Here is a 26460-nt window from a genome sequence, read left to right as displayed (position 1 = left end):
CCTTAGTTATTCGAAATATCGTTAACAGAATCAACTGTTGATACAGAAGGTAATAATAGGCTAATTACACGGTTCCAACGCGCAAGCGGTGCTGATGTAACATACACAATATCGCGAGGTTGTAATTCAAACTGCTCAGCAAGTACTAATGCTGCAACATTTTTTGCATGAAGCTGATAAACATCAGCAATAATGCCGTCTTTTTCTAGGTCGCGCTTACGTAGTACAAAAATACCATTTGCATCAGCAGTTGCTTCTCTAATACCGCCAGTATCGCTAAGCGCTTGCGCTAGGTTTAAGCCGTAGCGGTCAACATTTACTGTGCCTGCTTTTTGAATATCGCCTAGTACGTATACTTTTTGTTTATCGTCGCGGTTAACATGCACAATATCGCCATGCTTTAATAAACGGTTTTGCGAAATATCACCGTGAGCGTAAAAATCGTCTAGTTTAATTTCTTCTGTTTTGTCACCACGAGTAAACGTTACTGTGCGCCAGTCTGCACGGTCAGTTAAACCACCTGCTTGGTTTAGCGCATCGATTAATGTAAGTGGAATTTCGGTTACTGGGTAAACACCTGGGTTTTCTACTTCGCCTGTAACGTAGGCTTTTTGGCTTCTAAAACCAACTACTTTTACGTCGATTTGTGGGTCTTCAATTACGCGACTTAGGCGTTTTGCTAAGTCAGCGCGTACCTCTGCAACAGTGCGGCCAGCCGCTTTTATGTTTGGTGCATAGGCAAATGTAATGGTGCCATCTGTTTGCACACGGAAGCCGTCGAACTCTGCTGTACGTTGTACTGCAGCAGGAATGGTTAATTCTGGGTGATCCCAAACGCCAATCGTTAATACGTCACCTACACCTAATTTGTATTCATAGTCGCTTACGTTTACACCGGCTAAGCTGTTAGGCTGAGTAACTTTTTTGCTGTTTGCTTTTTGTTGATTTATTAATGAAGAGTCAATAATTTGGATATTAACTTTTTCGAGGTCTTTTTCTAAATTCTCGACTTGATCACCTGAGTCAATACCTTCGTAGTGACTACCCGGAATAATCGTACAACCACTCACTGTGATAATAGACAAAGATGCTAAAAGGAGTTTAAATTTGAACGCCATTCTTCTTCCCAAAAGATTGTTGTATTTTGATTAACGTTTGCTAGCTTAAGCTGGCTAATTAAAGCATGCGAGCTTGTTATACGCAAGTTAACAAACCAAACAGGCCAATATAATTCCCGCATAGGTAATTCAACACGTCTAAGGCTTTGTACATGTTGAATCTAGCCGGTTTTTAAATTAATTAAGTACTATAAATTTTTTACTATTTTGCGCATTTAAATACTAAAGCATTGCAAAATTATGAAGACGTATTCATTGGAAGTGACTGCCTAATTTGTAACTTTGATTAAAAGTTAGCCTTCCCTTTAGTGATGTACATCCTTTAAAGCGGCTAAATTATATCTTCTATGGTCAGAATATCAATCTTATTTCCGATTTGGTTACAATTTTTAGGCTGGTGAAGCTGGCCATAGATAGCTTTGAGAAATTATTCACATTGAGAGTAAGAGCCAAAAATCAATATTCACAAAGAGAATAAGAGGCGCTGCGCTTTAGAGGGATAGTTTATTTAAAGTGTTATTGAGTTTGAATTACGTATTTGTTCTGTTACCTCAGTGCTATCTGTGCAAAAGAAATATTGAACCACAGAGGGCATAGAGACGCTGCGCTGCACAGAGAAAACCTAATGTTCACAAAGAGATTATGAGAACGCTGCGCTTTAGAGGGGTAGTTTATTTAAAGTGTGTTTGAGTTTGAATTGCGTATTTGTTCTGTTGCCCCTGTGCTATCTGTGCAATCTGTGCAAAAGAAATATTGAACCACAGAGGGCATAGAGGCGCTGCGCGCTACACAGAGAAAACCTAATGTTCACAAAGAGATTATGAGAACGCTGCGCTTTAGAGGGGTAGTTTATTTAAAGTGTGTTTGAGTTTGAATTGCGTATTTGTTCTGTTACCTCAGTGCTATCTGTGCAAAGAATATTGAACCACAGAGAACATAGAGGCGCTTCGCGCTACACAGAGAAAAACCAATTATTACATTGAGATAATGAGATGCTACGCTTAAGATAAAGTAGTGTTTTGGTTTTCTCTTTCTCTTCTCATTCACTTCTCATTGTGCAAATATTTTCGGCACTAAAGTACCTCCTACGAGCAGGCTTTTGTCAAAGCCCTACAAACAACACCTGAAATCTGAAAGCTATAAGTGTTCTTTCTCTGTGCTCTCTGTGTCCTCTGTGGTTAGAAAAAGATCTCTAATTCACAAAGAGAATAAGAGACGCTGCGCTTTAGAGGGATAGTCTATTTAAAGTGTGATTGAGTTTGAATTGCGTATTTGTTCTGTTACTTCTGTGCAATCTGTGCAAAAAAAATATTGAACCACAGAGGGCATAGAGGCGCTGCACTGAGAAGACCTAATTATCACATTGAGATAATGAGATGCTATGCTTAAAAGAAAGTAATGTTTTGGTTCCTCATTCTTTTCTCATTCACTTCTCTTTGTGCAAGTATTTTCGACACTAAAGTACCACCTACGAGCAGGCTTTTGTCAAAGCCCTACAAACAACACCTGAAAGCTATAAGTGTTCTTCCTCTGTGCTCTCTGTGTCCTCTGTGGTTAGAAAAAGATCTTTAATTCACAAAGAGGATAAGAGACGCTGCGCTTTAGAGGGATAGTCTATTAAATGTGTGATTGAGTTTGAATTGCGTATTTGTTCTGTTACCTCAGTGCTATCTGTGCAAAGAATATTGAACCACAGAGAACATAGAGGCGCTGCGTGCTACACAGAGAAGAGCTAATTATTACATTGAGGTAATGAGATGCTACGCTTAAAAGAAAGTAATGTTTTGGTTCCTCATTCTTTTCTCATTCACTTCTCTTTGTGCAAGTATTTTCGGCACTAAAGTACCTCCTACGAGCAGGCTTTTGTCAAAGCCCTACAAACAACACCTGAAAGCTATAAGTGTTCTTTCTCTGTGCTCTCTGTGTCCTCTGTGGTTAGAAAAAGATCTTTAATTCACAAAGAGGATAAGAGACGCTGCGCTTTAGAGGAAGTAATGTTTTGGTTTCCTCTTTCTTTTTTCATTCACTTCTCTATGTGCAAACATTTTCGCGCGAAATAAATTTCACGCCTACATCCGTCGTAGGCGTCACGCTTGCTTGGCGCGTCTGCTATTCAATGCCCTTCAAACAAATGAAAGCTTATGGCTATTTCTACTCGGCAGTTTTCTTTCTTAGCTTTCTCATAAATGTTAATACTTTCCAAATATGAGTAATCAGGTAGCTGTATACAAAAAACACAACTAAAAAGACTAACAAACTGATTGTTTCGCTTACTTGTTCTAAGTAAATACCTAAGCAGGTCATTAACAATGAAAGCCCGGCAATTAAAAACAATGTTTGCTTTGGTGTTGCACCTGCGCGCATGAATATATGGTGTAAATGTTCACGATCAGGTTTGAATGGTGAGTCACCTTTACGGATTCTTCGGATCATGATTGCAGCCATATCAATTAATGGTACCGCAATAATCCATAGTGCAGTAACGGGGGCAAGGGCAGGTTCTTTTGATTGAGTGCCAATACATAAAAGCCAAATAATAGTAAACCCGATTAGCATGCTGCCTGCGTCGCCCATAAATATTTTTTTATACTTTTTAATTGGCCAATTAAGGTTAAACATTAGGTATGCGGCTATGGCGCCTATATAAAATACACATAACACATACCATTGAATTCCGGCTCTGAATAATAAAAAGGCAAGTGCAGTAAAGGCTATAAGAGATAAAACCCCAACTAAGCCGTCGATCCCATCGACCATATTGAATGCATTAATACAACCAACTACAGCAAGTACCGTGAATACAGCCGAAAAATAACCAAGTTGAATATTTGTATCTGTAAACAAGCTGCCTAAAGACGAAAGCTTGTAGTCTAGAAAAAATACCATTGCTAGCGCGATCGCTATTTGAGTTAATAACCTAGGTTTAACAGAAATGTCTTTGTAATCGTCTACTACACCTATTGTTACCATTAAACCCGATAACAAAATATAAGACACAACCTCTACTGTCATCGGTAAAAAGATAACAACACTTAAGCTTATACCTATAAAAACACAAATTCCCCCTACTAAAGGGATTGATCCTTCGTGTAATTTTCTGTGATTTGGCCTATCAACTAACCCGCATTTGAAAGCGATTGGCTTTGCAAGCCAGACCTGTAAATAAGTGATAAAAAACGCACTAAATATAAAAGACAATATTTCAAATGGCATTAGTAGAGTTAACCCGAGTGTTATGAAACCAGAACCGAAAAATCAGAGCATTGTAATACAAGAACGATACCCCGAGCAACTGGACCACAAGGAAAGACAACTCGGTTTAACAAATTCAGATATTTCCTTTTTTAATTAGCTTAGCTTGCCTGCTGTAACGGACTATTTTTAGTGATAATCTTTTTGAGAACTTACTTATACGCCAAATATTATTGAACACTGCGCAGTAAACTACAAAAAGGCATAAAAAGCTAAAGAACATTACAGACTCACTCACGGCTTGTTGTTCACCATATATTCCCACCGTCGAAAACGCCACACTAAGCAAGAATATAAGTAACAGTGTACTTCTTGAAGATAAACCTAAACGAAGTAAAACATGATGTAAGTGCTGGCGGTCAGCATGAAACGGTGAGCGGCCATTTCGAATACGGTAAAGAATAACAGCGGCCATATCAAGCAAAGGAACGGCCACAATCCATAACGCGGTTACAGGCCTAAACCCAGTATTTTCACCTTGCGTGTTAATAACTAGCAACCAAACTACGGTGAACCCTATAAACATGCTCCCCGCATCACCCATAAATATTTTTCTGTAACGAGTACCAAATACACCCAGGTTAAAAATGAGATAAGGTATAAGCGAGAAGATAATTAAAATAGTGAATAGGTTTTCTTGATTTTTTATTGTCAGTAACAAAGCAATAGAAGCCATCGTGTTAATTGCCATAGCACCGAGTAAGCCGTCTATGCCATCAACCATATTAAACGCATTGATCATGGCAACGACTGCGATGTAAGTAATAACTAACCCGAAATAGCCCAAGTTTACATCACCAAATGAGAATAAATCTCCAAGATTTATTAAATAACTATCTATGGTAACAATCATAAAGGTGGCAATTAATAACTGAAAGCCAACCCTAAACCTAACGCTTAAGCTATGTTTATCGTCAACAACACCCAGCATCACCATTAAACCCGCGGCCGATAAATAACTAACTAATTCAACATCTACAGGTAGCCAAATACTACTCGATAAAACAACACTACAAAAAACAGCTATTCCACCAATAAGTGGAACATGGCCGTTATGCTGTTTTCTTGCACAAGGCTTATCTACTAGTTCAAAACGTATCGCAAATGGTCTTAGTACTTTTATGGCTACAAGCGAAAAAGCAAAAGAAGACAGAACAGCTAAGAAAAAGTCCATGTTTCCCCCGCGCCAATTTTATCCTTGGCACTATTAAAGATTTATAAACAAAGCAAAAATTTGGATTACTAACGACATGTAAGCATAAAAAGTGTAAATATTTTGTAGTTATTACCGATGAATTTGTAAACAACTTACACTTCAGGGATTCATTTTAGCAGATGCTTAATGTTTAGCCACTTGGAATAACGGATTATGCAGATTAATTACACACTGCACGATTGGTTTATGTTTTAGCTTTATTACTCTTGCTTAGTGACCGCTACTAGTAACCTCAAGAAAGTTAGGTATAATTCGCAAGTTAAAATTCTAGATATGTGCCAAAAGGTTTTGAACAGATGCTCGATAAAGACGCTAAAAACAATGTTGTTTCTCCTCCAGAGTTAGGTGAGATAATCGCCTCTATTTGGTCTTTCAAAATCTATATTATTGCTATGTGCTTGATTGCAGCAGTTATTGCTGTTCTTGTAGCAATTAATACGCCTAATGTGTATCGCTCTGAAGCATTATTGGCTCCTACCGAAAGCCTACAAGGCAATAGCAGTGAAATGGGTTCACAACTTGATGGTTTAGCAACCCTTGCAGGTTTAGGTGGGCTAGATAGCAAAGGCTTTAAAACCGAAGTTGCACAAGCAAAGATCCTCACAAAAGAGTTTTTATATTCATTTATCAATAAGCATAACCTCACCGTTGATATTTTAGCTGTAGAGAGCTGGAACAAAGAAACCAATACCGTTACTTACAACGATGAAATTTATGATGCAGATTCTCAAACTTTTAAGCTATCTGATGAAGTCAGCCTGGAGTGGCGAACTTATAAAGTACTTAGTGAAAATCTTATTATTGAAAAAGTGCGTGGTGGTTTAATTAGTATCACTTATGAGCACCCCTCGCCTAAAACGGCGCAATTCGTTGTTGAAAACATTATTAAAGACATAAACAATCAAATGCAAAAATTTGATATAGAACAGTCAGATAAAAGCATAAAATACCTCGAAGAAAAGCTACAACAAACTAACGTTGCTGACATGCGCTCAATGTTTTATCGCTTAATTGAGGAGCAAACTAAAAACAAAATGCTAACCGAGATAAAAAGCGAGTATATTTTTACAACGTTAGATCCCGCTATTGTCGCCGAAGAAAAATCTGGCCCTCGACGTGCTTTAATTGTAGTTGTTAGCATTTTACTAGCTGGCATTTTAGGCTGTTTTATTGGCTTAATCAGATTTTACAGAGGCCGCTAAGTGAGCGAACTAGTTACTATATACATGCCAACTCATAATAGAGTTGAAAACCTAAAAAGAGCCGTGCAAAGCGTATTTAATCAAGACTACGCTAATTGGGAGCTGATAATCGTAAATGATGGCTCTAAAGATAGCACTCGTGCTTACCTAGATAAACTGGCAGAACAAAATAGTCGTGTTCGTGTATTTCACCATGAAGAAGCTAAAGGCGCCTGTGCGGCTCGTAATTTAGCGATTCAAAATGCCAAAGGTGAGTTTATTACTGGCCTTGATGACGATGATGAATTTACTGCTAACCGCTTATCTTATTTTTTAGAAAATTGGCAAGCAGAATACACATCGCTCTGTACTCCTGTCACTATTTGCAAAGGTGATAAACAAACCCCACACACTTTTTTTGTTGGTGAGCTAACTCTCGATGATTTACTCGTTGTGAATAAAGTCGGCAATCAATTGTTTTGTGAAACTGAAAAACTAAAACAAATTGGTGGTTTTGATGCTGAGTTTAAAGCATGGCAAGACTACGACACATGGGTACGATTTTTTAAACAGTTTGGCAAAGGCTTAAAGCTGCCCGAGTCGACCTACTTGCAACATGAAGAGCAAAGTGAAGTAAGTATAACTCGTTCACCTAACAGGTTAATTGGCTTTCAGCAATTTCTAGATAAACATGCTTCTTTACTCAATAGTAAGCAAGCTAATGCCATGCAATGCTGGCAAGCAATTATTAAAGGCGATTGGGTGCCTATCAGTTTATTATTCCGCTCGCACAGTGATATTTATAAGTATTCTATTTTCCATAACATCAAAAAAATATTAGGAAAATAGCCAAAATGCATATTGCTTTTGTTTTAGAAGACTTTTCATTAGGTGGCGTCGAACGTGTCACTGAGCAACTTATTATTGGACTAAAACAATATCATGACTGCTCAATTTCTGTTATCTGCCTTGATACCAATGGTGAGCTGTATGATCGATACCAATATTTAGGACAGATACATCAATTAGCAGGCCGGTTTGATTTTAGCGGTTTCCGTCGCTGTGTTTCTCAACTTAGCCCTGACTTGGTCGTATTTACTAAAGGCGGCTTATCTCGGTTTTCTTTTGTAGCACCCAGAAATATCAAAACAGTTGCGGTACAGCACGTGCCTATTAATCTACCCCAAGAAGGAAAGCTTAAAAACGTTTTACGACGTTTAGCTGCAACGTTTTTGTATCGCCAAGTTGATAAGATTGTATGTGTTTCTGAAGGGATCAAAGAAAACCTAACCGACTTTAAAGTTGCAAGAAAACAAGATTTAATAAGAATCTATAATCCTGTGCTTGATCCTAGCCTTATAAACCGCGCTAAAGAGAGTGTTGAGTATTCCGATTACTATGTATGTGTAGGACGATTACATTTTCAAAAAGGCTACGACTTTTTAGTTGATATTATTGCTGATGTAAAAACGCGACATGAGAACATAAAAGTAGTTATTTTAGGTGACGGCCCGGACCGTGACTTATTAACAACTCTAATTGCTGAGAAGCAACTGAGCAATAACATTATTCTTCATGGTGCTACTGATAACCCTTATAAATATATTCAGCATGCAAAAGCTATTTTACTTCCTTCACGCTGGGAGGGGCTCCCTACTGTATTAGTTGAAGCGGCATTCTTGCAAACGCCAATAATTGCATTTGATTGCCGGTATGGCCCAAAAGAATTAACCGCCAACGGAAAATGTGGTTACTTGGCGAATTTTGAAGACAAAGATAAATTTGCCGACTATATAAATGCGTTTGAAGACGATAAATCTGAACAACTTGCTTCTCCAGACGTGAGTAGCTTTTTGCTTGAGGCTGCTGCAGCCAATTACTACACATTATTTAAATCAATATTATGAATCAAAACTTAAATACAAAGCTTCTCTCGGGTGAGGTTTTCACGCAAACAAGTAATCAAGCTTTTGAATCGAAGCGTTCAACTGTTATCTCTTTTTTGAACCCTTTTTCATATTATGAAGTAGCAAAAGATGACAACTTAATAGACGGTGTAGACTATTATTTTTCAGATGGCTCTTTGCTTTGCCACCTACACAACTTATTTTTACCTAAGATCACACGAGCAAGCTTTGATTACAGCTCAATTGCAGGAACATTTTTGCAATCAGTCGCTGATACAAATAAAAGAATCGCAATTATTGGCGCAACCGAAGAAGAAAATACCCTTGCGGTTAAAGTATTAAAGCAACAATATCCTGGCTTAAATGTGGTTTATCATCGCAATGGCTATATTGAAAACAATGAGCAAACAGCCTCTGAGTTAAATGAGCTCGACATTGATGTTGTTCTTGTTGGTATGGGGACTCCGTATCAAGAACGCTTTTCTATTTACTTAAAAGACAACTTAAAGAACCCGGCTGTGATCATTACCTGTGGAGGCTTTTTAACCCAAACATCTATTAAGCCTGATTATTATCATCCATTAATCAAAAAATTTGGTTTACGCTGGTTACAACGTATAGTGATGCATAAACATGTACGAGATAGAGTGTTAAAGGTTTACCCTAAGTTTATTTTTTCTTACTTAAGCACGATGATCAGGACCAATGCAGCAAAAAAGTAATTCAGCTATAAGCACGGCACAATGGCTATCGCTATCAACTTTGTTTATGCTTTGCTACTGGCCAACTTATATTGTTCCAGGTTTAGATGAGCACACAGCGCAAAAAACGTTCTTTTTTGTCATGTTGGGTTATTTTCTGATAGTAACGTTTGCAACAAGAACAACTATCAAGGTTCCTAATGTAGCCTATATATACTTTTTTCCTTTAATTGCCATGCTCATTACATTTAGTTTTAATGTGCCGAGTTTTTCTTTTTTTCATGTTTCAGTACTAATAAAGCCCTTTTTACTCTTTCTTTTTGTCGTATTTTTTTACTCGTTTTTAACGGCACATTTTGATTTAACAGACTCTGCTAGAATCAACAGTACTTTATTGGTTATTTTTTTAATGCAGTTAGCTTTTATTGCTTTGCAAATTATTCTTGGCGACATAGCTGTATTAATGCTTTTTAACTCTAAAGAAGTGTATGAAGGCTTTGGCGTAAGAGCGCCTGGTACATTTGATTGGGTTTATATAACTTGCTACTTTTTGAGCTTCTTTTTAGCTCTTTTGATCATTGAATTTTTCTTGGGTAAAAGTCGGTTTAGTGCGTTCATATTAATTATTTTTGCATTGCTTGCTATTTTCTTATCGCAATCTAAAACAGGTTATTTAGCAACCGTTTTAATTTTACTCTATTTTACTTTCTTATCAGCCATTTTAAGACTGGGTATTGCTAATAAAATACTTTTTAGTATGGCTTCTTTACTATCACTTTTAGTCTTTTTAGTTCTTTATTTTGAGGTTAATCTTGATTATGTAACACGTTTTATAGAGCTGTCACTTGAAGGTAAATTAGATGGCTCAACATCAACAAGAACTAATCAAACCATTATTGCGCTTACTGAAAGCCTAAAATATTGGTATAAAGGTTCACCCTTAGCTCTTGAAGGGTTTATTATTGAAAACTCGTATTTAGATTACCTTTTCCGCTATGGAATGTTTGGGCTAATCGCTTTTTTAAGTGTGATTATCACCTTCTATTGGTACTCGCTTGCTGTTTGCATTAATGCAACCAAGCTTTACCGTAATGGCCTTTTAAACTTTCAGACCTTTCAACTAAGCATTGCTTGTCACATCGCTTTTGTTGCCGCCTCTTTATATTCATTTACTGGTACGCCAATAGATGCTTATCGTTCTGCACTTTGGTCTTGTTTTTTAATTTCTTTAACCTCTTACATCAATACATTGATAAAAAAGCAATCGAAACTAAGTAAGCCTACTTTTGTTTATCAATGATTAAAGCCTATCGTGAGGGGCTTCTAACTTTAGTTATTGTTTAAGTTTAAAAATTTTTAACAAAAACCCCTGTTTTTATCGCACCGTACCTATCAAGCAACATTAAGCCCTGCTACATTTAGGCTAGTATTCAATCTATAATCTTAAATCGGGATTTACCATGCTTATCACGAATAAGTACGTGCACACTTTTTTCATCTTGCTGTTAATAACCGGATGTAACTCAGAAAGCCAAAATCTCACAGATAATGAGTTAACAGCGAATATAACTCAAAAAACTCAAGTAGATGACAAAGTCACTACCTTTGCTATTGATGACTCTAATAGAGCTGGGTGGTGGAAACCAATCACCAGTAATGAGAATACACTCTACGTTGCTTTTAACAGCGAAGGTGAGCTAAGCAGTAATTGCGAAAATAACAGTACACATTATGTAACTGTCGCCTACAAAAATAATGATGAAAACTGGCAGTATCTGAACGCACTAAAGCAAGGCAAGCTCTGGAGAGATTGTGATGATTATGGGCATAAACAACCCAGTATAGCTGTTGATGGCAATGGTGTTATTCATCTGTTTTCAGATATGCACAATGATATCGAAGGCTGTTGTTACTTTAATAATTTACAATCTACAGAAGAATTAGAGCTGAAGTATAACTTCAAAAACCAAGGAAGGTTTACTTATCCCATTGCAACTACAAGCCCAACAGGCGATATTTACCTGATTGTTCGTAATCTTCCTCAAATAATACCTAGTGCTGACATAATTGATTATGAAGGTGCGGGTGAGCTTTATATGTGGAAACACCAGCAAAAAAAGTGGCATAAAGTAGCCACTTTTGCAGAGAATACTAAAAGTAAACACGCTTTTGATGCGCCGGTTTACCCAGATGATATCTATATTGATAGCTATGGGGTTATTCACATTTTATGGCAGTGGTCTGTAAATACGACAAGTGACAAAAGGTATTATGGTAGCTACATCACTTATAATGAAGACGCCCAGTCTTTTTATTTTGCAGATGGTTCGTTAATTACCCCTCCAGTCTCTCTAGAAAGCATTCAAAGCCACCCCAGCATGATCTATGAAAGTTCTTCTCCAAATAAGAATACATATATTCAAATGGCCAAGTTAGTTGTGGACGATACATACTGCTCTCCTTGTATCGCGTACAGAGAAATTAACGCTTCTACTCATCAAATTAAGTTAACTCGCTGGGAGCAAGGTGAGTGGAGTAAGCCTGAAGTTGTACTTTCAACTAGCAACAATACAACTTTTGCAACTTTAGATATCACCACAGATGAAGATTCTATCTCTATTTACTATGCAGTAAAAAGTGAAGGGGCTTATGTAATTAAACGCGAATTTACAAGCTCTACTTGGCAAAGTGAGCTATTGCAGTCGAGCTCTGCTGAGGATATAAGGCTTTCTGTTATCTCTTTTGCTGATAAGTTAACTCTTTATTTAAGTAGCTTAGTGAATGAACAACAACTGTCTGAACTATTAATACAACCCATAGACTAGGTAATAAAGGAAAAATAATTTATGCCCTGGGTTGTATTAAACTTAGTTTGAAAACAGCTGGTACAACCCATTTACCGTCAAATACATGAGCACACTCATTAAGAACATGAAAAGATATGTTCTTTTGGGTAAACCCCTATCCCCTTTACTGAAGAAGAATAACGCACTTGCAGTCATAATCACTTGTAATGCTGCAACGCCAAAAGCAAACAAACTGATGCTTTTCAGCTGGGTCAATATTAACAACACACAAATACTGATTGATGATGAGAGAAGATTCCATTGAAACTCTATTTTTGTATTACCTTTAGCTTGAGCTGCCATCCCAAGCAATGAGCCGAACGGTGCAACACAACCAATTATAAATAAAGCATATAAAAGAGGTATTGACTGCTGGTACTGTTCAAAGAACAACCAAACCGCAACTGTGAGTCCACCAAGGAAGATGAGATACATAGCACTGTTCATCGCAGTTAAGAGCCTTACTGAACGGTCAAAAGTATCGTAAAACTGCTTGCCTTGGTCCTGCAATTTTGCAAGCTTTGGGTAAACCAGCCTAGCAATAAGGATCCTAATGAACTTAATTGGCTGCATAAGTAATTCTTTTGCAAATGAATACAGTCCTAGAACCTCAACCCCCATTAACTTACCAATGATGAGTTGATCTAACTGCGCTCGAACTTGATTCAAAATTTGTGATCCCATTTGAAAACCGCCAAATGCAAGTGCAGGCTTAACTATTGTGAAGTCCACTTTATATGTAGGGTGCCATGACTTTTCTGCGAAAAACAAAAACAGCAAATATCTTAAGCTGTTAGTAGCTAAAAATGCATACAGGTAAGGGAAAATGCTCGGTATGCCTATTTTTATAAAACCAAAGGTAAAAATTAATAAGCAAAGCTTAGTCACAATATCTATTTTAGCGAGTGCGACGTTCTTTTCTGATTTTATAAAATTAGCTTGATACTGTGCGCTTAGGCCTAACAGAACAAAGTTAAAAGCCATTATGTATAAGCTTTCGGCTATATCTTTTGACTCATAAAAATTTGCAACTGGCAAAGCAATTAACGCAATTAGCCCGCCAGCACCAGCCCCTAAAAATACGTTTGTATAGTACAATGCCGAGCTTTCTGAGCGAGTTAATGTTTGTTTGTAGATGAAATAGTTAGACAATCCCATATCTTGTACAAGATAGGCAATCGCTAAAAACACGTTTATTATAGCAAGTACACCAATCACTTGTGGATTGGTGTAATAAGCTAACATTGCAAAGACAGCAAACTGTACTGCGCCCGCTATTGCTGATGACGCTAGTAACCATATGCCTTGCTTCTTAGTGCTCATTTAAAGTGACCAGAATATCCAATAATTGAGTATATAGCTTGGACTGCTCAAAATTCTGTTCAACTTTTTCTTTGGCTGTTGCTCTCATTTTTTCAATGTCGATTTGACCATTTACAAGTCTTTCTATTGAATCAGCAAGTTCTATTGGAGCATGCTCTTGAGCAAGTAAACCACTCTCATTATGAGTAATTAGCTCGGGTATGCCACTATGATAAGTAGAAATGGTGATTAAGCCCATTGCCATCGCTTCCATTAATGCAACAGGAATACCTTCCATATCACCGTTCTCAGCGACAACCGACGGCAATAAGAAAGCATCAGCGTCGTTTAGCAGCTGCGCTATTTTCTCTTGCGGCTGAAAACCCAATAGTTTTACGCTGTTAGAAAGTTGAAGCTGTTCGATTTGCTGAATAATCTGTGCTTTTAAATCACCATCACCAACAATCTGATATTCAAAATCAACTCCACGCTTTTGTAACTCAGCCATTGCATCTAAAGCATCAGCCAACCCTTTCTTTTCTATGAAGCGAGCGACACTAATAATTTTTAGCGGCTTAGAAATAGGCTTATCTAACTCTCGACACTTAAATTGATCACTATTTATGCCCATACGATTAACGGTGATCTTATTAGGCGCACAACCTAACGAGATAAGCTTTTTTTGCCACAGCTCACTAATAGGCAGCATTAACTCGCCTGTTTTGAAGAGGTTTTCATAATCATGCTTGAAAACATCCAAAATGGCTTTTACTGAGATATCGGCACCATGAAACACAGTAACCAATTTACCTTTTAATAAACCAAGCTCTCGCATTTTGTTTGCAACAACAGCTGCAGTACCAAAATGAGCAACAAACACATCAGACTCAATCAGTGTCTCTGCTCTTGTTACAATACTCGGCAATAGTAATGACTTGCTATGTATACCAAAGCGAGAAACGTTTAATGCGGCCAACTTATTTGAGATGTTGCGAGGCCAAGCTACATTACTAATTCTTTTAAGTCGTGTTTTAAGTGTGCTATCGGTAACTAACTCATTCGTTAGATAAGTTGTTTTATCTAACAAGTTATAATCACTGACAGCTTTGTGGCTATTGCTCAAATCGCCTTTGCAAATAGAGATAATACGAACATCAGCACCACGATTTATCAAACCTATGATCTGGTTGATTACAAAGGTCTCGGATGCAACAGGAAATTGATTAAGGAAAAAAGTAACTCTCATTAACCCTGCTCAATTTTAGTTAAAACACGTGTCACCATATCTCTACACTTCTGTCGCTCTTTCTCCACTTGAGCATCCATTTTTAACTTTATGTCATCCAAATTATCAAGAACGTGGAGGGCCGTTTTAAGCAACTCACCATTAAATAAACTTTTCAGTTCTTTCGATAACTCTTCCATATCTAATTGTGCCATTATGCCTTGTGATTTATGCTCATAGTTAATAGCAATAGCTGGAGTCCCAAAGTTCATCGATATAATAGCGCTATGCAACCTAGTTCCAATTGTTAATGTACAATGATGTAAAAAAGAACCGATTTGAACATCATTTAACTCATCCATAATTACATGACAATCATCATGCTTGACTAACTCTTTAACCTTCAATGCGATCATACGATCATCACGCCAATAGCTGTCAATACCGGTACCTGTCGAAACAAAAACAACTCGATACCCTTTATCTATTAGGTTGTCGACAAGGTCGGCGATTTGCTTTTCATATTCAGCCTGACTTATGCCCAATCGCTTATCAAAAGGGGCTAATTCTCTCAAGGTGATTGCAATAACCGGCTTATCATTAAACAACTCTAACAAATGAGCTGATAACTCGACTGTTTCGTTCGGTACAATCCAAGCAGTATCTGCCCCAACCGTTACTGCGTCAGAACACACATCTGCCTTATTCATAAACTCTAAGCTAAGTTGCTCTCTTAGTGCTAAGTCTTCAACTTTAGAAAATACAAAACTAGCTAACCTAGCATAATTCTTACTATTAAATGGTCCTACTGAATGACCAATCATGAATAGCTGTTTTTTAGCATGTAGCACACTTAAAGCATGTTCAAATTGATGAGGCCCATATAAATCAACAAAGTTAGAACCACCTACTTGGATTACAGCATCATAAGTTTGGATATGCTCCATTTGTTTTAATACATGCTTAGGTAGCTTTGTTGAGTCTCCTTTCTTAAACTTATATGCTAAATAGTAAGCAAGAAATCGACGTGAAAACTTCTTGATAAACTTATCTTTTTTCGAGTTTATTGAGTCGTGATAGCTATCGAGAGGATCCATAGTGAGCTTCTCCCCTAAAATATAGGAAGAGCTAATAGGATACCTGCTATATGCATCGATTGTAATATTAGGCTCTTGCGCTCTTAGTTCAGCAAGCAGGCCTCTCAAAATTGCGGCATCACCGCGGTTTCCACATGTGTGGTTACCCACTATTAAAATCTTCATTTACTACTCATTTAATCGTTATTGGAGTGCTATAGAGTTTTGACATTGCTTCGCTAAACTCATCAACTTCACTCGAATCATTCACAACTTTAGTTGTAATTAACATCACTAGCTCTGTACGGCTATTTGAATCACTCTTGCTTGAAAATAAGCCACCTAACAAAGGTAATTCACTTAAAAGTGGCACGCCATTGTTATTATCTGCTTTTGTCTCTTGGATAAGGCCGCCCAGAGCAACAGTTTGGCCATCAGCCGATAAAATTTCAGTTGAAATAGCTCTGTTAGTTATAACAGGTGTATCAGCGCCACTGGTTTCATTTGGTTGTGCATTACTTACAGACATAGCAACACTCAATGAAATAACACCTTGAGAATTAATAATAGGAGTGATAGCTACATTTACACCCGTAGAGCGATATTGAATAGAGTTTGAAACAGAGTTGCTATCACCAATATCTTCTACCGTTTGTGTCACGATTGGCACCTGATCACCTGAAGAAATACTCGCAGACTCACCGTCTCTTACGATCATGTAAGGTCTTGATAGAACACGCGTGTTACCTTTACTATTGCTCCAATTAAGTTTAGCTTGCCAATCCCCTTTGATAATCGTTGAAGAAATTGAACCACTGCTTGCAAGGTTTAACAGCGTGCTGTCACTGTCTTCACTTAATGAGTTATAAACCCAATCGATACCCGACGACATATCGTCACTTAAATTAACTTCAAGGATAGTCACATCTAAGATAACTTGGCCTGGTAAAACATCCATTTTTTTAAGTAATGATTCAACCAAACGGTACTCATCATTGGTGGTGTAAAAAATCAGTGCATTTTGTTGGCGATCTAAACTAAATCGCATTGGACCTGCATCAACAGAGGTCTTACGCCCCCTGCTTCCTTGCTCAGCACTCCCTTGTTCTTGATTCGTTGCTGCACTTCTATTTGAACCACCAAGTAACAAACTACTAATCGACTCGAGCATGGTTTCTGCTTTGGCATATTTTGGTTTATATACAAAGTACTGCCTTTCATCACCGGCAATCGGCACATCAATTTTGTTTGCCCAAAAAATAATACGATTTACTATTTCTTCATTTGCAGCATATGCAACAAACGCATTAATTCTAGGAATTGGCACAAACGATACATCACCGTCAGTTGAAACAAGCATGCCATCTTCAGCTAATAATTCACGTATTTGCTCAATACCTTCAATTGGAGAAATATGAGCAAACTCAACAAGACGAATTTCACGGCCATACGCTCTAGGCACATCAAGCATTTTAATGATTCGTAACGCTCTAAGAATTTCAGCACGATCACCTTCAACAATAATAAGCTTTTGCTGTGATTGTACGGTAATTGTTGCAGTTGAGAGTTTACCCATTATGCTAGAAATATTTCGACTGCCGCTATATACATAAGGAACAATTTGAGTGATTGCACCAGCCATATCTGGCACATCTGTCGCTTCACCGCCTATACCAATGCCAATTGAGTTTTTCTGCGAGCTACCGGTCACTTTAGATAAATAAATGATGTCGTCTTTACGAAGTGTCTGAATAGCGCTTTCTTCAAGCGTTTTCACAACTACTTTGTAAAATTCAGAGCGCTCAATTGGTGAAGAAATATTTAAGGTAATTTTGTCATTAGAGGCAGCTAGCTGCGGAGCCACCACATAATTTAAATTTAAAAGCTCGTCAAATACACGACTTGTAAACTCTTTTACTGAGATTTCATCAGCAGCAAACGTAATTGGCTCACCAGTTAGTTCTGGTGGTTTTTTCGCATCTTCTTTTAATTTTGAGATACCGCCTAAATCCTGTACTTTAACAGCATTAAAGCTATTTGGAGCCTCATCACTTTGGGCAACTTCTGGCTGAGATTCATTTTTGGTTAGGTCTTGTTTTAGGATAGATCTTTCAACCTTTAGATCCTTTCCTTGCAGTCCACCAGTTTGAACACATCCAGACACGGCTAACGCTAGTGCAAGTAAAAGCGTGCTTTTATATGGACTACTTTTCATTTGAAACTTCCTCTACGTTCTCAGTCCTTGTGATATTAATGACCTGTGGCTTATACATCTTTAACAAGTACTCTTTTTCGTTATTTATTAACTCAACGCCTGTCGACATTATCGACTTTAATTCTAAAGAATGAAATGTATCACCTTTAACAGCGTCAACCACAGTTTCTTTATTATTATCACCTTTAATTCTCAACCTCGCTTTTGCGAAGCCGCCTGAGGTATGAATAGAGATTAAAGAAACTGTAACATCAAAAACATCTGGCAAGGCTTCTTCTTGTTCGTCTTGAATACGCGAAAAATTAATCCCCAAGATGTCCGCAAACCCCTTAACATCGAATTGCTTTGCGCTTATATTCTTTGTAATGACAGGCAATGGCTCATCTTTTGATTTATCTGAGCTCGAAGGATTATCAAGAAGAAAGTCTCCGGCCCAAAATAAAATACCAAGTACCGCCAAGATTAAAATTAAAATATTTTTCATTGTTTTTTATACACTCGTAAAAATTCAATGTTGGCTCTAATTAGATCTGGCTTAGCTTTATCTCGGAACATTGAAATTTGCCTTACGCGATTGCCATACTCAATATTTTCAAGCTCAAAAAGTAAGTTGAGAATTAAATTTCCATCACCCGAAAGATTTAACCTGCCCGTGTAAACAGCGTACGTATCATTTATCTTCACTTCGCGTTGAGGAGCTTTATTATCAATACTGACCTCATACTTGGCTATTACCGAATCAACAGCATTTAACCAAAATAAAGATGGATCTTGGTTTTTCTCAAGCGTAGGGATTTTATCAAATTCACCAAGGTGCTTATTAAACTCTTCAAGGTAATTTTCTATGTTGTCTTTTGAGTCGAGAGCTCGTTGCTGTTTATTAACGAACGCTTTTACGCTATTTAATTCCTGTTTTTTGTTATCTAACCAGTCTAACCATGGAAAAAAAATAAACTCTAAAGAAAGTAATAAAGCAATTAAGCTTAAACCAACCGTTTTTATTGAAATAGCATCCTTGTTCATTTCCATACCACCTCAATCGAAAATACCTCTTCATCTAAGCTATTTTTAGTTACTGGTCTAGTGAATTTAGCCTCATCAACCGAAGGAGACTGGATTAGTTGTTCTAGTAGTTTTGTTGCTGAGCTACTAGAGGAGCCACTCATCCGAAAACCCGTATTGATAATGTTCAACCGCTCAATAAAAATATCATTTGAAGAAATACCCAAGCGACTAAATACATCTAACACGTTAGGGTTTTCATTCAAAAACTTAACCAGCTCTGTTGTTTGCTGCTGCTTATTATTAAACTCTTGTTTTAGTGCAAGCACTTGATTAACACTTTCTCGGTGATCTTCTTTAACAGATTCATAGTAACTAGTAGCTAGTAATAGATAAGCGCTTAATGCGATTCCTGTTAAGCTAAGAATACTGACAAGAGAAATAATCAATTGACGGGTTTTAAGCTTTTCTACTTTTCCTGAGGCATTCTTTTTATTAATAAAAAGCCCTGGCAAATTAAGCCATTGAATATCTTCAATAGCTTTTAGCTTACTCGGCTTGTTATTATGTTGAATTGATAAAGGGTATAGACTTTGCTCTTCTACTCTATCAAACAGAGGTAAGATTAACTTACAGTCACGAGGAACTTTATTCATGACATGCTCAGGAACAACAAAGTAACTTATCTCTATAGAGTTATTAGTTACGCTCTGAATGCTCCAACTAAAATGCCCTTCCATCGGCGGTAGCTGAAATTTTTCAGCTTTAATGATGGCGTTAAGTTGCAACAAATTAGTGTTATTGTAGGTTCTTGTTGTTGCCCAAAATAAATCCCTATCAAGAAAACATGCTGTTAGCAGCATACTTGCAGACTTTTTATAGGCTGTATTTTTAACTTCAAGGTCTGCTGTTAGGTGATATTTATAGTGACATAACGAAGAAGTTAAGCGTAACTTTTGTAACAGGCGTTTCATTATTGAAAAATTAGCTCATCATCAGTTATAAAATATGGACGAAAGGAGTCAACCCCTCTCAGTAGCGTAAACGATTTAGTAATCGATAAGTTTTTAGTAAACGTTATTTCTATTTTGTATCGACCACTTGGGTAACTACTCCCTTCCATAGAAGCATTTTGCTCATCAGGGACCGTAAGACCAAGGGCAGAGTATAAAGAATTCGGCATGTATTGTCGAACAATGTAATCCCCTGAATACAGAACTAAATAGGGCTCAATTTCCGAGTAAATTTCATTATCTTCAATAATATATTCGAGTTCTTTTACACTCTGTATAGTATCGTTAGTTGGCAGGTTAGGTTCGGCGTAATCTCCTTTTTCTGCCCCTTCGATACGAGTTAAGTCATCTACATCTTGCCAATCTTTGAGTCTATCCTTTATACGTGGAACCAGCTCTGGGCTTAAACCATTGTTAACCAATAAGTTTAAAAAGTCTTTCTCGTTATAGGGCAAAATAGAGACCAAGCCTCCAATATCTTGTACTTTAACAGTGAAATTTTCATGCTCTTTGATGCCGCCTTTAAAGTCTTGCGTCATCGTATTAGAAACGGGTTGCCCTTGGAAGTCCCGACGAGGCCCCAAAATACCAAATGAGCTAGTCATATAATCAAACACCATTTCAGCTTGTACTGATTCTAGCTCTAAAACGGCATCGGTATTTTGTTTTATTAAACCCGTTAAACGTGCATTGTTTTGCCCTTTCGAAGACATGTAAATCATGATTACGGCCATAATTGCTGTAATCATCAGAACCATAAATAAAGCGACCCCTTGCTGCTTAGCCTTCAAACGCATTGCTTGCTCCTTGCTGGTAAGGGTTAACCTCTGGGATTTGTAGGATAATATCTGAGTTTTTATCGCCAGCGATCTTTACGAACATAGGAACAAGCCCTCTTTTACTCCCTTCAAATGTGCTATACCACTTTGGTGATGGTTTAACATTTACGTTTAGGTACTCTGAGTAAAAGTCATCTAACTCAAAACGATTCTTCCAACCAAAGTAGCTGATTTCAACTTCGTGAGCATCTAGATAAGTGAGATTTTCGTCACATGGAAACGTGCTTGGAGGCTGATATAAAGGGAAACTGCCAAAAGGTACTTCACAATATTCAAGCCTATTTTCTTCAATTACTAGCGCTGCCACGGCGATTGGCGATGAAACGATAATGGGAGACTCTGTAATAAACAACATAGACTTTTCTCCACCTATAAAAAAAGGGGTTTTAGCTCCTTCTTGATTGGTGTGAAAAAATGGCTTTAAAGCTCGAATTTGGTTATTTATAAGCTTGGTAGTTGTTAATACATCGACACTGCGCGACTTATCTTGCTTTGTTAAATTTAAAATCGAATATCGATAACTGCTTACAGCGAGAGTCATTACTAACGAGAAAATAACCATCGCGATTAATACCTCAACGAGGGTAAAAGCTCCTTGCCGCTTAATTCTTCCAATAAACATCTTTTACTCTCAATATGACTTTTTCTTCATTTTTGACCTTTACCTGAATTTCGTAAAGTATCAAAGTACCTGTATTTTGATTATCAGAATCAGATATTTCATTAGATAGACTTCGTAACGGTGGTTTTTCATCTAATACAGTTACTTGCCATGTAAACTCACTATTGTTGATTGTATAAGAGCCTGCCTCAGAATCATTATATTGATATTGGTATGCAACATAATCTTTTATAAACTCACCTAACAAAGCTCTATCTATATGGCGTGATAAACGCATTTCATGAAGTGAGGTTGAGCGAGCAACATAACTCATAGCGCTAATTGCAATGAACAGAATAACTGACGCAATCAATACTTCAATTAGCGTCATACCGCGATTATATTTCAATAATTTCATTTTCATTCTTATTATCGAAAGTTGCTTTAATTGCTAATTTTTTGAAGTAGGTTTTAGCACTGACAACATAGGTTGAGCTTTCTAGCGAAATTGTTTCAAAAGTGATTTTTTTTAGGACAGTATCTGCCGTGATATTTTCCGATTTATTCCCTTCTGTTTTTTCTAGCTCTGAAGCTTGGCTAGAAGAGAGGTTTTCAGTCTTTGTAACATTTTTGATTTCTAACAATTTGTCGTTTGCAACTATTCTCAGCTCTACTCCTTTATATACACTATATTGCTTAGCAAACTTGACCGCTTCGATTAGCTGCTTACGCTCTCCGTAGCGCTTTGTTTGCTCAAGTTGTTGCCACATATTAGGCAACACAAAAGAGCTAGCTAGGCCTATTAGGACCATAACAATTAATAACTCAACAAGTGTGAAGCCAGCGCTTTTAGAACGATACATCGTTTATAGACACTATACTCAGTAACATGGTGATTACGACAGAGCCAACTATACCGCCCATAAAAAGGATTAACAGCGGCTCAAGCATTGCTGTAAAGCGTGTTAACCATTGCTCAAAGCTTAAACGTGAACGTTGTGATATTTCAGTAAACGAACTAGTTAAAGTACCACTTTCCTCACCAACTGAAATGAGTGAAATGCCAATATCATCAAACAGTCCTAACTTTGCTAACTCTGTACTTAACTCACTCCCTGAAGATACAGAAATAACACTTTTTCTGAGTTTATCTCTTAAAACAGGGTTTATAACTGTCTCTGCTGCAAGCTCTAAACCAGATGACAAACTCACACCGCTTTCGAGTGTCAGTTGCAGTGCAGTAGAGAATCTTATTTTGTCTGATTGTTTAATAATTGTTTTTATAAGAGGCAATGCCACAGTTGCTTCAAGTAACTTCGTTTTTAAGGTAGGTTTTCGCAGCGCTGAAACAATACCAACAGCAATTGCCATAATTATTAATAGCATATGCACTTGATAGCTTTGCACCCAGTTAGAGGCATCAATTAAAAATTGGGTGTAACTTGGTATATCCTCAACAGAATCAAACATTGAAGACATGCTGGGTATAACAAAATTAAAAATGGCCCAAATTGCTAGCACGCAAACAATTAAAATGAAAAATGGGTAAGTAATAGCCTGAATCATTTTACTTCGTAATGCGTTTTGAAATTGTAGGTTTTGACTTAAGCGAGAGAAAACTTGTGGAAGGTTACCTGTGCTTTCACCAATTTTTACCATCTCAACAAATAAGGTCGAAAATACTTCAGGTCTTTTGCCTAACGCGTCGCTTAAAAGGTCGCCTTGTTTTATATCACTAAGTACGCCATTCCAAATAGCCCCCATTGCAGATTGACTATTCGACTTAGCTAAAACAATTAGCGCTTTATCTATTTTCAAACCATTTTTAAGAAGCGTAGACAACTGATTTGTCGACTGCTCCATATCTGCTAGGGTTACCCTCTTTCGCTTAAAGCCTTGTTTTTCAGGTGATAGCTTTACAACAAGTTTATAGTCTTTTTTTAAAGCCTGTATGGCTGCAGCCTCATTTTCGGCATGCAGCTCGCCTTCAGTTAATTCACCTGTTTTGGTATAAGCTTTAAACTTAAATAGTTGGTTCACCCAGCTACCCTCATCACTTCTTCAATAGTGGTTTTTCCTTGAAGTGCTTTTAACATTCCATCTTGTTTCAAACTACGGAGCTTCTTATCTGCCATAAGCTGGTATAAGTTATCGAGTAACTTTTCATCTTTAGCTAAGCGCTTAACGTCATTATCGCATGGTAAGTACTCTAAAAACGCCACTCGACCGGCGTAACCGGTATGCTCACAGTGTTCACAACCTACCGCTTGATGCAGTCCGGCGTATTGTGCTTGATTCAACGAATGTAAACCATACTTTTCAAATTGCAGCTGGCTTTCTTCCTGGTCTAAAGGCTTTTTACAGTGAGAGCAAAGGGTTCTAGCAAGACGTTGTGCCATAATTGACACTAAACCTGCATTTAACAAATATTCTTCAATACCTAAATCCATTAATCGGGTATAGGCTGATGGCGCGTCATTGGTATGGACTGTACTAAATACCAGGTGACCAGTTAATGCTGATTGTAATGCAATTTTTGCAGTTTCATTATCACGGATCTCACCAACCATAATTACGTCGGGATCCTGACGAACAATACTTCTTAAACCAGCCGAGAAGTCAAAGCCGATCTCTGAATTTACTTGTACTTGGTTTATACCTGGAAGCTGATATTCAACAGGATCTTCTAGAGTCACGATTTTTACATCAGGTTTATTCATTTTATTTAAAAATGAGTAAAGTGATGTTGTTTTACCAGAACCAGTTGGGCCAGTCATGAGAATAACACCGGACGTACGCTTTAAATCTTCATTAATGAAGCTAATTAAATCTTCCGAATAACCTAGCCTTTCTAAGTCAAATTTCACAGCATTCTTAATTAAGAAACGCATAACTACACTTTCACCAAAACCAAGTGGTAGTGTTGAACAACGGATGTCTAAATCCGTCGAGCCGGCTTTCATCTCGATTTTGCCATCTTGAGGACGCCTTTTTTCGGCTATATCCATACCAGATAAAATTTTGATACGCGAGATTACTGCTAACTGCAGGCTTAGGGGAATTGGGTCAGCTTCTTTTAAAATTCCATCGATACGGTAGCGTGCTCTGTATCTTCCATCTACCGGCTCAATATGTAAGTCTGATGCGCCTAGTTTTACACCCTTGTTGATGAGGCTATTCACTAAGTTAACGGTTGGCGCACCTAAAGCTAGCTCTTTAAGCATTGCAAGGTTATCAGAAGAAACAACTAGCTCAGGCTGTTCAACTGAAATCGCATTAAACTGCTCACTAAGCAGTTCAAAGTCTTTTTTGGTTAACGCATAAAACTCAATATTTAAACCAATAAATCTTAGATAATCTAACCCATCATTATTATGAGGAGAGGCAAAACCTAGCTTTATAGTTTTATCGTCAATTTCTAAAGGAAGAAGATGGTTTTCAATTAAAAAGTCTGTATTGATGTTACTAAGCTGCTTCACATTGGTATGGTCAAGTGCCAAAGGTCTCTGCCATTTAGAGCATTTAAGCAAAGCAGCATACATATCACAAAGTTGCTCTTCATCAATCCAGCCTGAATTTAATAAAAGAACATCTAAAAAATCATTACTTGTAGATTGGTATTCAAGTGCTTGTTTTAGCCTTTTTGAATCTAACAGTTCATGCTCTACAACATATTCCTGAACTTTAGTATTCCACATCAGCGTCTTCACCTTCACCACCAGGTTTACCATCACGCCCATAACTTTTCAGTACGAACATTTCTGAGTTATTTTCTTCTGATTTTGGTGAATAAAAATAAGCATTCCCCCACGGATCAAGTGGGATCTTTTGAGGAAAATATGGGCCATCCCACATATTTTTATCGCTATTTAGTAACTCATTGAGGTCTTCAGGGTAGTAGCCAATATCTAAACGATATGAATCAAGGGCCGTAGCTAAAACTTGCATTTGTGCTTTTGCTGTTCCCTCACGAGCAGAGTCAACTTTGCTAAACATCCTTGGCGCTACAATTGAAGCTAATAGGCCTAAAATAACCATAACGATTAAAAGCTCAACAAGCGTGAAGCCTGCATAATTTTTTTTAGTTTTCATGAATTTTCCCTGAGAGGCAATTAAAATTAGGGACCTATAAGGCCCCATAAATTTACCATAGCTAGTTGACGATGCAACAAGAAGATTTACTTAGACGACTTTACTCGTTCAATAACAGCTGTGAAATCTTCAACTGATTTAGCTCCCATCACAATTTCATAGTTTGTGATGTAATTACCTTCTTTTTTACCAATGATAAATACAGGTGTTGAGCCTAAACCTAGTGAGACCGCATCGTTAAGTGAGTTTGTGACTAAGTTATGTGTTTTAGTGTCAGCTAAACATGCATTAAATTGCTCTTCGTCAAGTTGATTTTCTTTGATTACATCTGCAATATCAGAGTCAGTAATTGCACTACCTAAGTCAAATAATTGCTCTTTTACAGCTTCATATTGCCCTTGTTGATTTGCACAACGTAGCATTACGGCAGCGTATGGTGCTTTAGGATGAATATTAGATAGAGGTAGTTCTCTTGCCAATACACCAAGTTGATTCGTATCGACAAACTGCTCTTTTAACTTTGGCCATGTCTCTTTTTGAAACTTTTTACAATACGGGCAATGGAGGTCTGTAAATTCAAGCATTACCACATCGGCAGATTCTGAACCAATCCAAATCCCTTCGCTTGATAGCTCAATTTTATCTGGTCTAACAAGCTCTGCTAAGCCTACCTTTATTGCTACTTGTCTTTGCACTTTTTTCAGTTCTGCAATTTCATTTTTAAGCGCAGTTACTTCATTAGAGTCTTGTGTTGAAGCACAGCCTGACAATGCTCCCAAGACACTTGCTAATACAAAAAGCTTTTTCATTATTACTCCATTTTAGGTAAAAAAAACCCCCGCCTAGGCGAGGGTTTATAGCATAACTTAGTAGC

General features: G+C 37.5%; 24 protein-coding genes. 6 read left to right on the top strand and 18 right to left on the bottom strand.

The annotated features are described in order from the left end of the window. Positions 1-2 precede the first annotated feature (2 nt). From NFU46_RS16335 to wecA (NFU46_RS16325), 3 genes are all read right to left on the bottom strand, one after another. Positions 3-1118, bottom strand: a complete 1116-nt coding sequence (locus NFU46_RS16335; protein WP_251603302.1) for a polysaccharide export protein — start codon at positions 1116-1118, stop codon at positions 3-5. Positions 1119-3269: 2151 nt separating this feature from the next. Beyond that, positions 3270-4331: a UDP-N-acetylglucosamine--undecaprenyl-phosphate N-acetylglucosaminephosphotransferase gene (gene wecA / locus NFU46_RS16330; RefSeq protein WP_251603299.1), complete on the bottom strand. Its 1062-nt coding sequence runs from the start codon at positions 4329-4331 to the stop codon at positions 3270-3272. A 115-nt stretch (positions 4332-4446) separates the two neighbouring features. Further along, entirely contained in the window at positions 4447-5544 is a 1098-nt protein-coding gene (gene wecA / locus NFU46_RS16325; protein ID WP_251603296.1) for a UDP-N-acetylglucosamine--undecaprenyl-phosphate N-acetylglucosaminephosphotransferase, read from the bottom strand. 338 nt (positions 5545-5882) lie between these two features. On the opposite strand from wecA (NFU46_RS16325), the gene NFU46_RS16320 reads away from it, so the two are divergent. The 6 genes from NFU46_RS16320 to NFU46_RS16295 all read left to right on the top strand — a co-directional run bounded on the left by NFU46_RS16320 (position 5883) and on the right by NFU46_RS16295 (position 12200). Further along, positions 5883-6788: a Wzz/FepE/Etk N-terminal domain-containing protein gene (locus tag NFU46_RS16320; protein WP_251603293.1), complete on the top strand. Its 906-nt coding sequence runs from the start codon at positions 5883-5885 to the stop codon at positions 6786-6788. Beyond that, positions 6789-7616, top strand: coding sequence for a glycosyltransferase (locus NFU46_RS16315; RefSeq protein ID WP_251603290.1), 828 nt, complete (start codon positions 6789-6791; stop codon positions 7614-7616). Positions 7617-7621: 5 nt separating this feature from the next. Further along, a complete protein-coding gene (locus NFU46_RS16310; protein WP_251603288.1) occupies positions 7622-8674 on the top strand; it encodes a glycosyltransferase in 1053 nt (350 codons plus the stop codon). Next, complete coding sequence (locus NFU46_RS16305; protein WP_251603285.1) at positions 8671-9396, top strand: WecB/TagA/CpsF family glycosyltransferase; 726 nt, start codon at positions 8671-8673, stop codon at positions 9394-9396. Before NFU46_RS16310 ends, NFU46_RS16305 begins: the two co-directional genes overlap by 4 nt. Further along, positions 9380-10675 carry a hypothetical protein gene (locus NFU46_RS16300; RefSeq protein ID WP_251603282.1) on the top strand — a complete coding sequence of 432 codons (1296 nt, stop codon included), beginning with the start codon at positions 9380-9382 and terminating at the stop codon, positions 10673-10675. Before NFU46_RS16305 ends, NFU46_RS16300 begins: the two co-directional genes overlap by 17 nt. A 160-nt stretch (positions 10676-10835) precedes the next feature. After that, positions 10836-12200: a BNR-4 repeat-containing protein gene (locus tag NFU46_RS16295; protein WP_251603279.1), complete on the top strand. Its 1365-nt coding sequence runs from the start codon at positions 10836-10838 to the stop codon at positions 12198-12200. A gap of 42 nt (positions 12201-12242) precedes the next feature. Here the strand turns inward: NFU46_RS16295 and NFU46_RS16290 are convergent, their stop codons facing one another. The 15 genes from NFU46_RS16290 to NFU46_RS16220 all read right to left on the bottom strand — a co-directional run bounded on the left by NFU46_RS16290 (position 12243) and on the right by NFU46_RS16220 (position 26395). Next, positions 12243-13544, bottom strand: a complete 1302-nt coding sequence (locus NFU46_RS16290; protein WP_251603276.1) for an oligosaccharide flippase family protein — start codon at positions 13542-13544, stop codon at positions 12243-12245. Further along, positions 13534-14769: a glycosyltransferase gene (locus tag NFU46_RS16285; RefSeq protein ID WP_251603273.1), complete on the bottom strand. Its 1236-nt coding sequence runs from the start codon at positions 14767-14769 to the stop codon at positions 13534-13536. Before NFU46_RS16285 ends, NFU46_RS16290 begins: the two co-directional genes overlap by 11 nt. Further along, positions 14769-16010: a colanic acid biosynthesis pyruvyl transferase WcaK gene (wcaK, locus tag NFU46_RS16280; protein WP_251603271.1), complete on the bottom strand. Its 1242-nt coding sequence runs from the start codon at positions 16008-16010 to the stop codon at positions 14769-14771. The genes NFU46_RS16285 and wcaK overlap by 1 nt, the downstream gene beginning before the upstream one ends. A gap of 7 nt (positions 16011-16017) precedes the next feature. Then, positions 16018-18039, bottom strand: a complete 2022-nt coding sequence (locus NFU46_RS16275) for a secretin N-terminal domain-containing protein (protein WP_251603269.1) — start codon at positions 18037-18039, stop codon at positions 16018-16020. Beyond that, positions 18029-18523: a hypothetical protein gene (locus tag NFU46_RS16270; RefSeq protein ID WP_251603267.1), complete on the bottom strand. Its 495-nt coding sequence runs from the start codon at positions 18521-18523 to the stop codon at positions 18029-18031. The genes NFU46_RS16275 and NFU46_RS16270 overlap by 11 nt, the downstream gene beginning before the upstream one ends. Beyond that, on the bottom strand, positions 18520-19062 hold the full coding sequence (locus NFU46_RS16265) for a hypothetical protein (protein ID WP_217875129.1): 543 nt from the start codon (positions 19060-19062) through the stop codon (positions 18520-18522). The genes NFU46_RS16270 and NFU46_RS16265 overlap by 4 nt, the downstream gene beginning before the upstream one ends. Next, positions 19059-19904 carry a hypothetical protein gene (locus NFU46_RS16260; RefSeq protein WP_251603265.1) on the bottom strand — a complete coding sequence of 282 codons (846 nt, stop codon included), beginning with the start codon at positions 19902-19904 and terminating at the stop codon, positions 19059-19061. The genes NFU46_RS16265 and NFU46_RS16260 overlap by 4 nt, the downstream gene beginning before the upstream one ends. A 110-nt stretch (positions 19905-20014) precedes the next feature. Continuing rightward, positions 20015-20851 (bottom strand): general secretion pathway protein GspK, encoded by an 837-nt coding sequence (locus NFU46_RS16255; protein ID WP_251603263.1) that lies wholly within the window; start codon positions 20849-20851, stop codon positions 20015-20017. Further along, positions 20835-21515, bottom strand: coding sequence for a type II secretion system protein J (locus NFU46_RS16250; RefSeq protein ID WP_251603261.1), 681 nt, complete (start codon positions 21513-21515; stop codon positions 20835-20837). Before NFU46_RS16250 ends, NFU46_RS16255 begins: the two co-directional genes overlap by 17 nt. Next, a complete protein-coding gene (locus NFU46_RS16245; protein WP_251603258.1) occupies positions 21496-21912 on the bottom strand; it encodes a type II secretion system protein J in 417 nt (138 codons plus the stop codon). The genes NFU46_RS16250 and NFU46_RS16245 overlap by 20 nt, the downstream gene beginning before the upstream one ends. Next, positions 21893-22357 (bottom strand): Tfp pilus assembly protein FimT/FimU, encoded by a 465-nt coding sequence (locus tag NFU46_RS16240; protein WP_251603255.1) that lies wholly within the window; start codon positions 22355-22357, stop codon positions 21893-21895. Before NFU46_RS16240 ends, NFU46_RS16245 begins: the two co-directional genes overlap by 20 nt. Beyond that, on the bottom strand, positions 22344-23534 hold the full coding sequence (locus tag NFU46_RS16235) for a type II secretion system F family protein (RefSeq protein WP_251603253.1): 1191 nt from the start codon (positions 23532-23534) through the stop codon (positions 22344-22346). The genes NFU46_RS16240 and NFU46_RS16235 overlap by 14 nt, the downstream gene beginning before the upstream one ends. Next, positions 23531-25192 carry a GspE/PulE family protein gene (locus NFU46_RS16230; RefSeq protein ID WP_251603250.1) on the bottom strand — a complete coding sequence of 554 codons (1662 nt, stop codon included), beginning with the start codon at positions 25190-25192 and terminating at the stop codon, positions 23531-23533. The genes NFU46_RS16235 and NFU46_RS16230 overlap by 4 nt, the downstream gene beginning before the upstream one ends. Next, positions 25179-25586, bottom strand: coding sequence for a type II secretion system major pseudopilin GspG (gspG, locus tag NFU46_RS16225; RefSeq protein ID WP_251603247.1), 408 nt, complete (start codon positions 25584-25586; stop codon positions 25179-25181). Before gspG ends, NFU46_RS16230 begins: the two co-directional genes overlap by 14 nt. 86 nt (positions 25587-25672) lie before the next feature. Continuing rightward, positions 25673-26395 carry a thioredoxin domain-containing protein gene (locus NFU46_RS16220; protein WP_251603244.1) on the bottom strand — a complete coding sequence of 241 codons (723 nt, stop codon included), beginning with the start codon at positions 26393-26395 and terminating at the stop codon, positions 25673-25675. Positions 26396-26460: the final 65 nt, after the last annotated feature.

The organism is Pseudoalteromonas sp. NCCP-2140 (assembly GCF_023708065.1).
In the GTDB taxonomy this organism is placed as follows: Bacteria; Pseudomonadota; Gammaproteobacteria; order Enterobacterales; family Alteromonadaceae; genus Pseudoalteromonas.
The sequence above is the reverse complement of the archived record's forward strand: the minus strand, read 5'-3'. Positions and strand labels throughout refer to the sequence as shown.

Coding starts and splice junctions, on each gene's coding strand:
- NFU46_RS16230 (WP_251603250.1), bottom strand. CDS start 25,192: ATGTGGAATACTAAAGTTCAGGAATATGTTGTAGAGCATGAACTGTTA.
- NFU46_RS16305 (WP_251603285.1), top strand. CDS start 8,671: ATGAATCAAAACTTAAATACAAAGCTTCTCTCGGGTGAGGTTTTCACG.
- wecA (WP_251603296.1), bottom strand. CDS start 5,544: ATGGACTTTTTCTTAGCTGTTCTGTCTTCTTTTGCTTTTTCGCTTGTA.
- NFU46_RS16255 (WP_251603263.1), bottom strand. CDS start 20,851: ATGCGTTTGAAGGCTAAGCAGCAAGGGGTCGCTTTATTTATGGTTCTG.
- gspG (WP_251603247.1), bottom strand. CDS start 25,586: ATGAAAACTAAAAAAAATTATGCAGGCTTCACGCTTGTTGAGCTTTTA.
- NFU46_RS16250 (WP_251603261.1), bottom strand. CDS start 21,515: ATGTTTATTGGAAGAATTAAGCGGCAAGGAGCTTTTACCCTCGTTGAG.
- NFU46_RS16245 (WP_251603258.1), bottom strand. CDS start 21,912: ATGAAATTATTGAAATATAATCGCGGTATGACGCTAATTGAAGTATTG.
- NFU46_RS16290 (WP_251603276.1), bottom strand. CDS start 13,544: ATGAGCACTAAGAAGCAAGGCATATGGTTACTAGCGTCATCAGCAATA.
- NFU46_RS16260 (WP_251603265.1), bottom strand. CDS start 19,904: ATGCTGCTAACAGCATGTTTTCTTGATAGGGATTTATTTTGGGCAACA.
- NFU46_RS16335 (WP_251603302.1), bottom strand. CDS start 1,118: ATGGCGTTCAAATTTAAACTCCTTTTAGCATCTTTGTCTATTATCACA.
- NFU46_RS16270 (WP_251603267.1), bottom strand. CDS start 18,523: ATGAAAAATATTTTAATTTTAATCTTGGCGGTACTTGGTATTTTATTT.
- NFU46_RS16320 (WP_251603293.1), top strand. CDS start 5,883: ATGCTCGATAAAGACGCTAAAAACAATGTTGTTTCTCCTCCAGAGTTA.
- NFU46_RS16275 (WP_251603269.1), bottom strand. CDS start 18,039: ATGAAAAGTAGTCCATATAAAAGCACGCTTTTACTTGCACTAGCGTTA.
- NFU46_RS16265 (WP_217875129.1), bottom strand. CDS start 19,062: ATGAACAAGGATGCTATTTCAATAAAAACGGTTGGTTTAAGCTTAATT.
- wcaK (WP_251603271.1), bottom strand. CDS start 16,010: ATGAAGATTTTAATAGTGGGTAACCACACATGTGGAAACCGCGGTGAT.
- NFU46_RS16295 (WP_251603279.1), top strand. CDS start 10,836: ATGCTTATCACGAATAAGTACGTGCACACTTTTTTCATCTTGCTGTTA.
- NFU46_RS16220 (WP_251603244.1), bottom strand. CDS start 26,395: ATGAAAAAGCTTTTTGTATTAGCAAGTGTCTTGGGAGCATTGTCAGGC.
- wecA (WP_251603299.1), bottom strand. CDS start 4,331: ATGCCATTTGAAATATTGTCTTTTATATTTAGTGCGTTTTTTATCACT.
- NFU46_RS16285 (WP_251603273.1), bottom strand. CDS start 14,769: ATGAGAGTTACTTTTTTCCTTAATCAATTTCCTGTTGCATCCGAGACC.
- NFU46_RS16240 (WP_251603255.1), bottom strand. CDS start 22,357: ATGTATCGTTCTAAAAGCGCTGGCTTCACACTTGTTGAGTTATTAATT.
- NFU46_RS16310 (WP_251603288.1), top strand. CDS start 7,622: ATGCATATTGCTTTTGTTTTAGAAGACTTTTCATTAGGTGGCGTCGAA.
- NFU46_RS16300 (WP_251603282.1), top strand. CDS start 9,380: ATGCAGCAAAAAAGTAATTCAGCTATAAGCACGGCACAATGGCTATCG.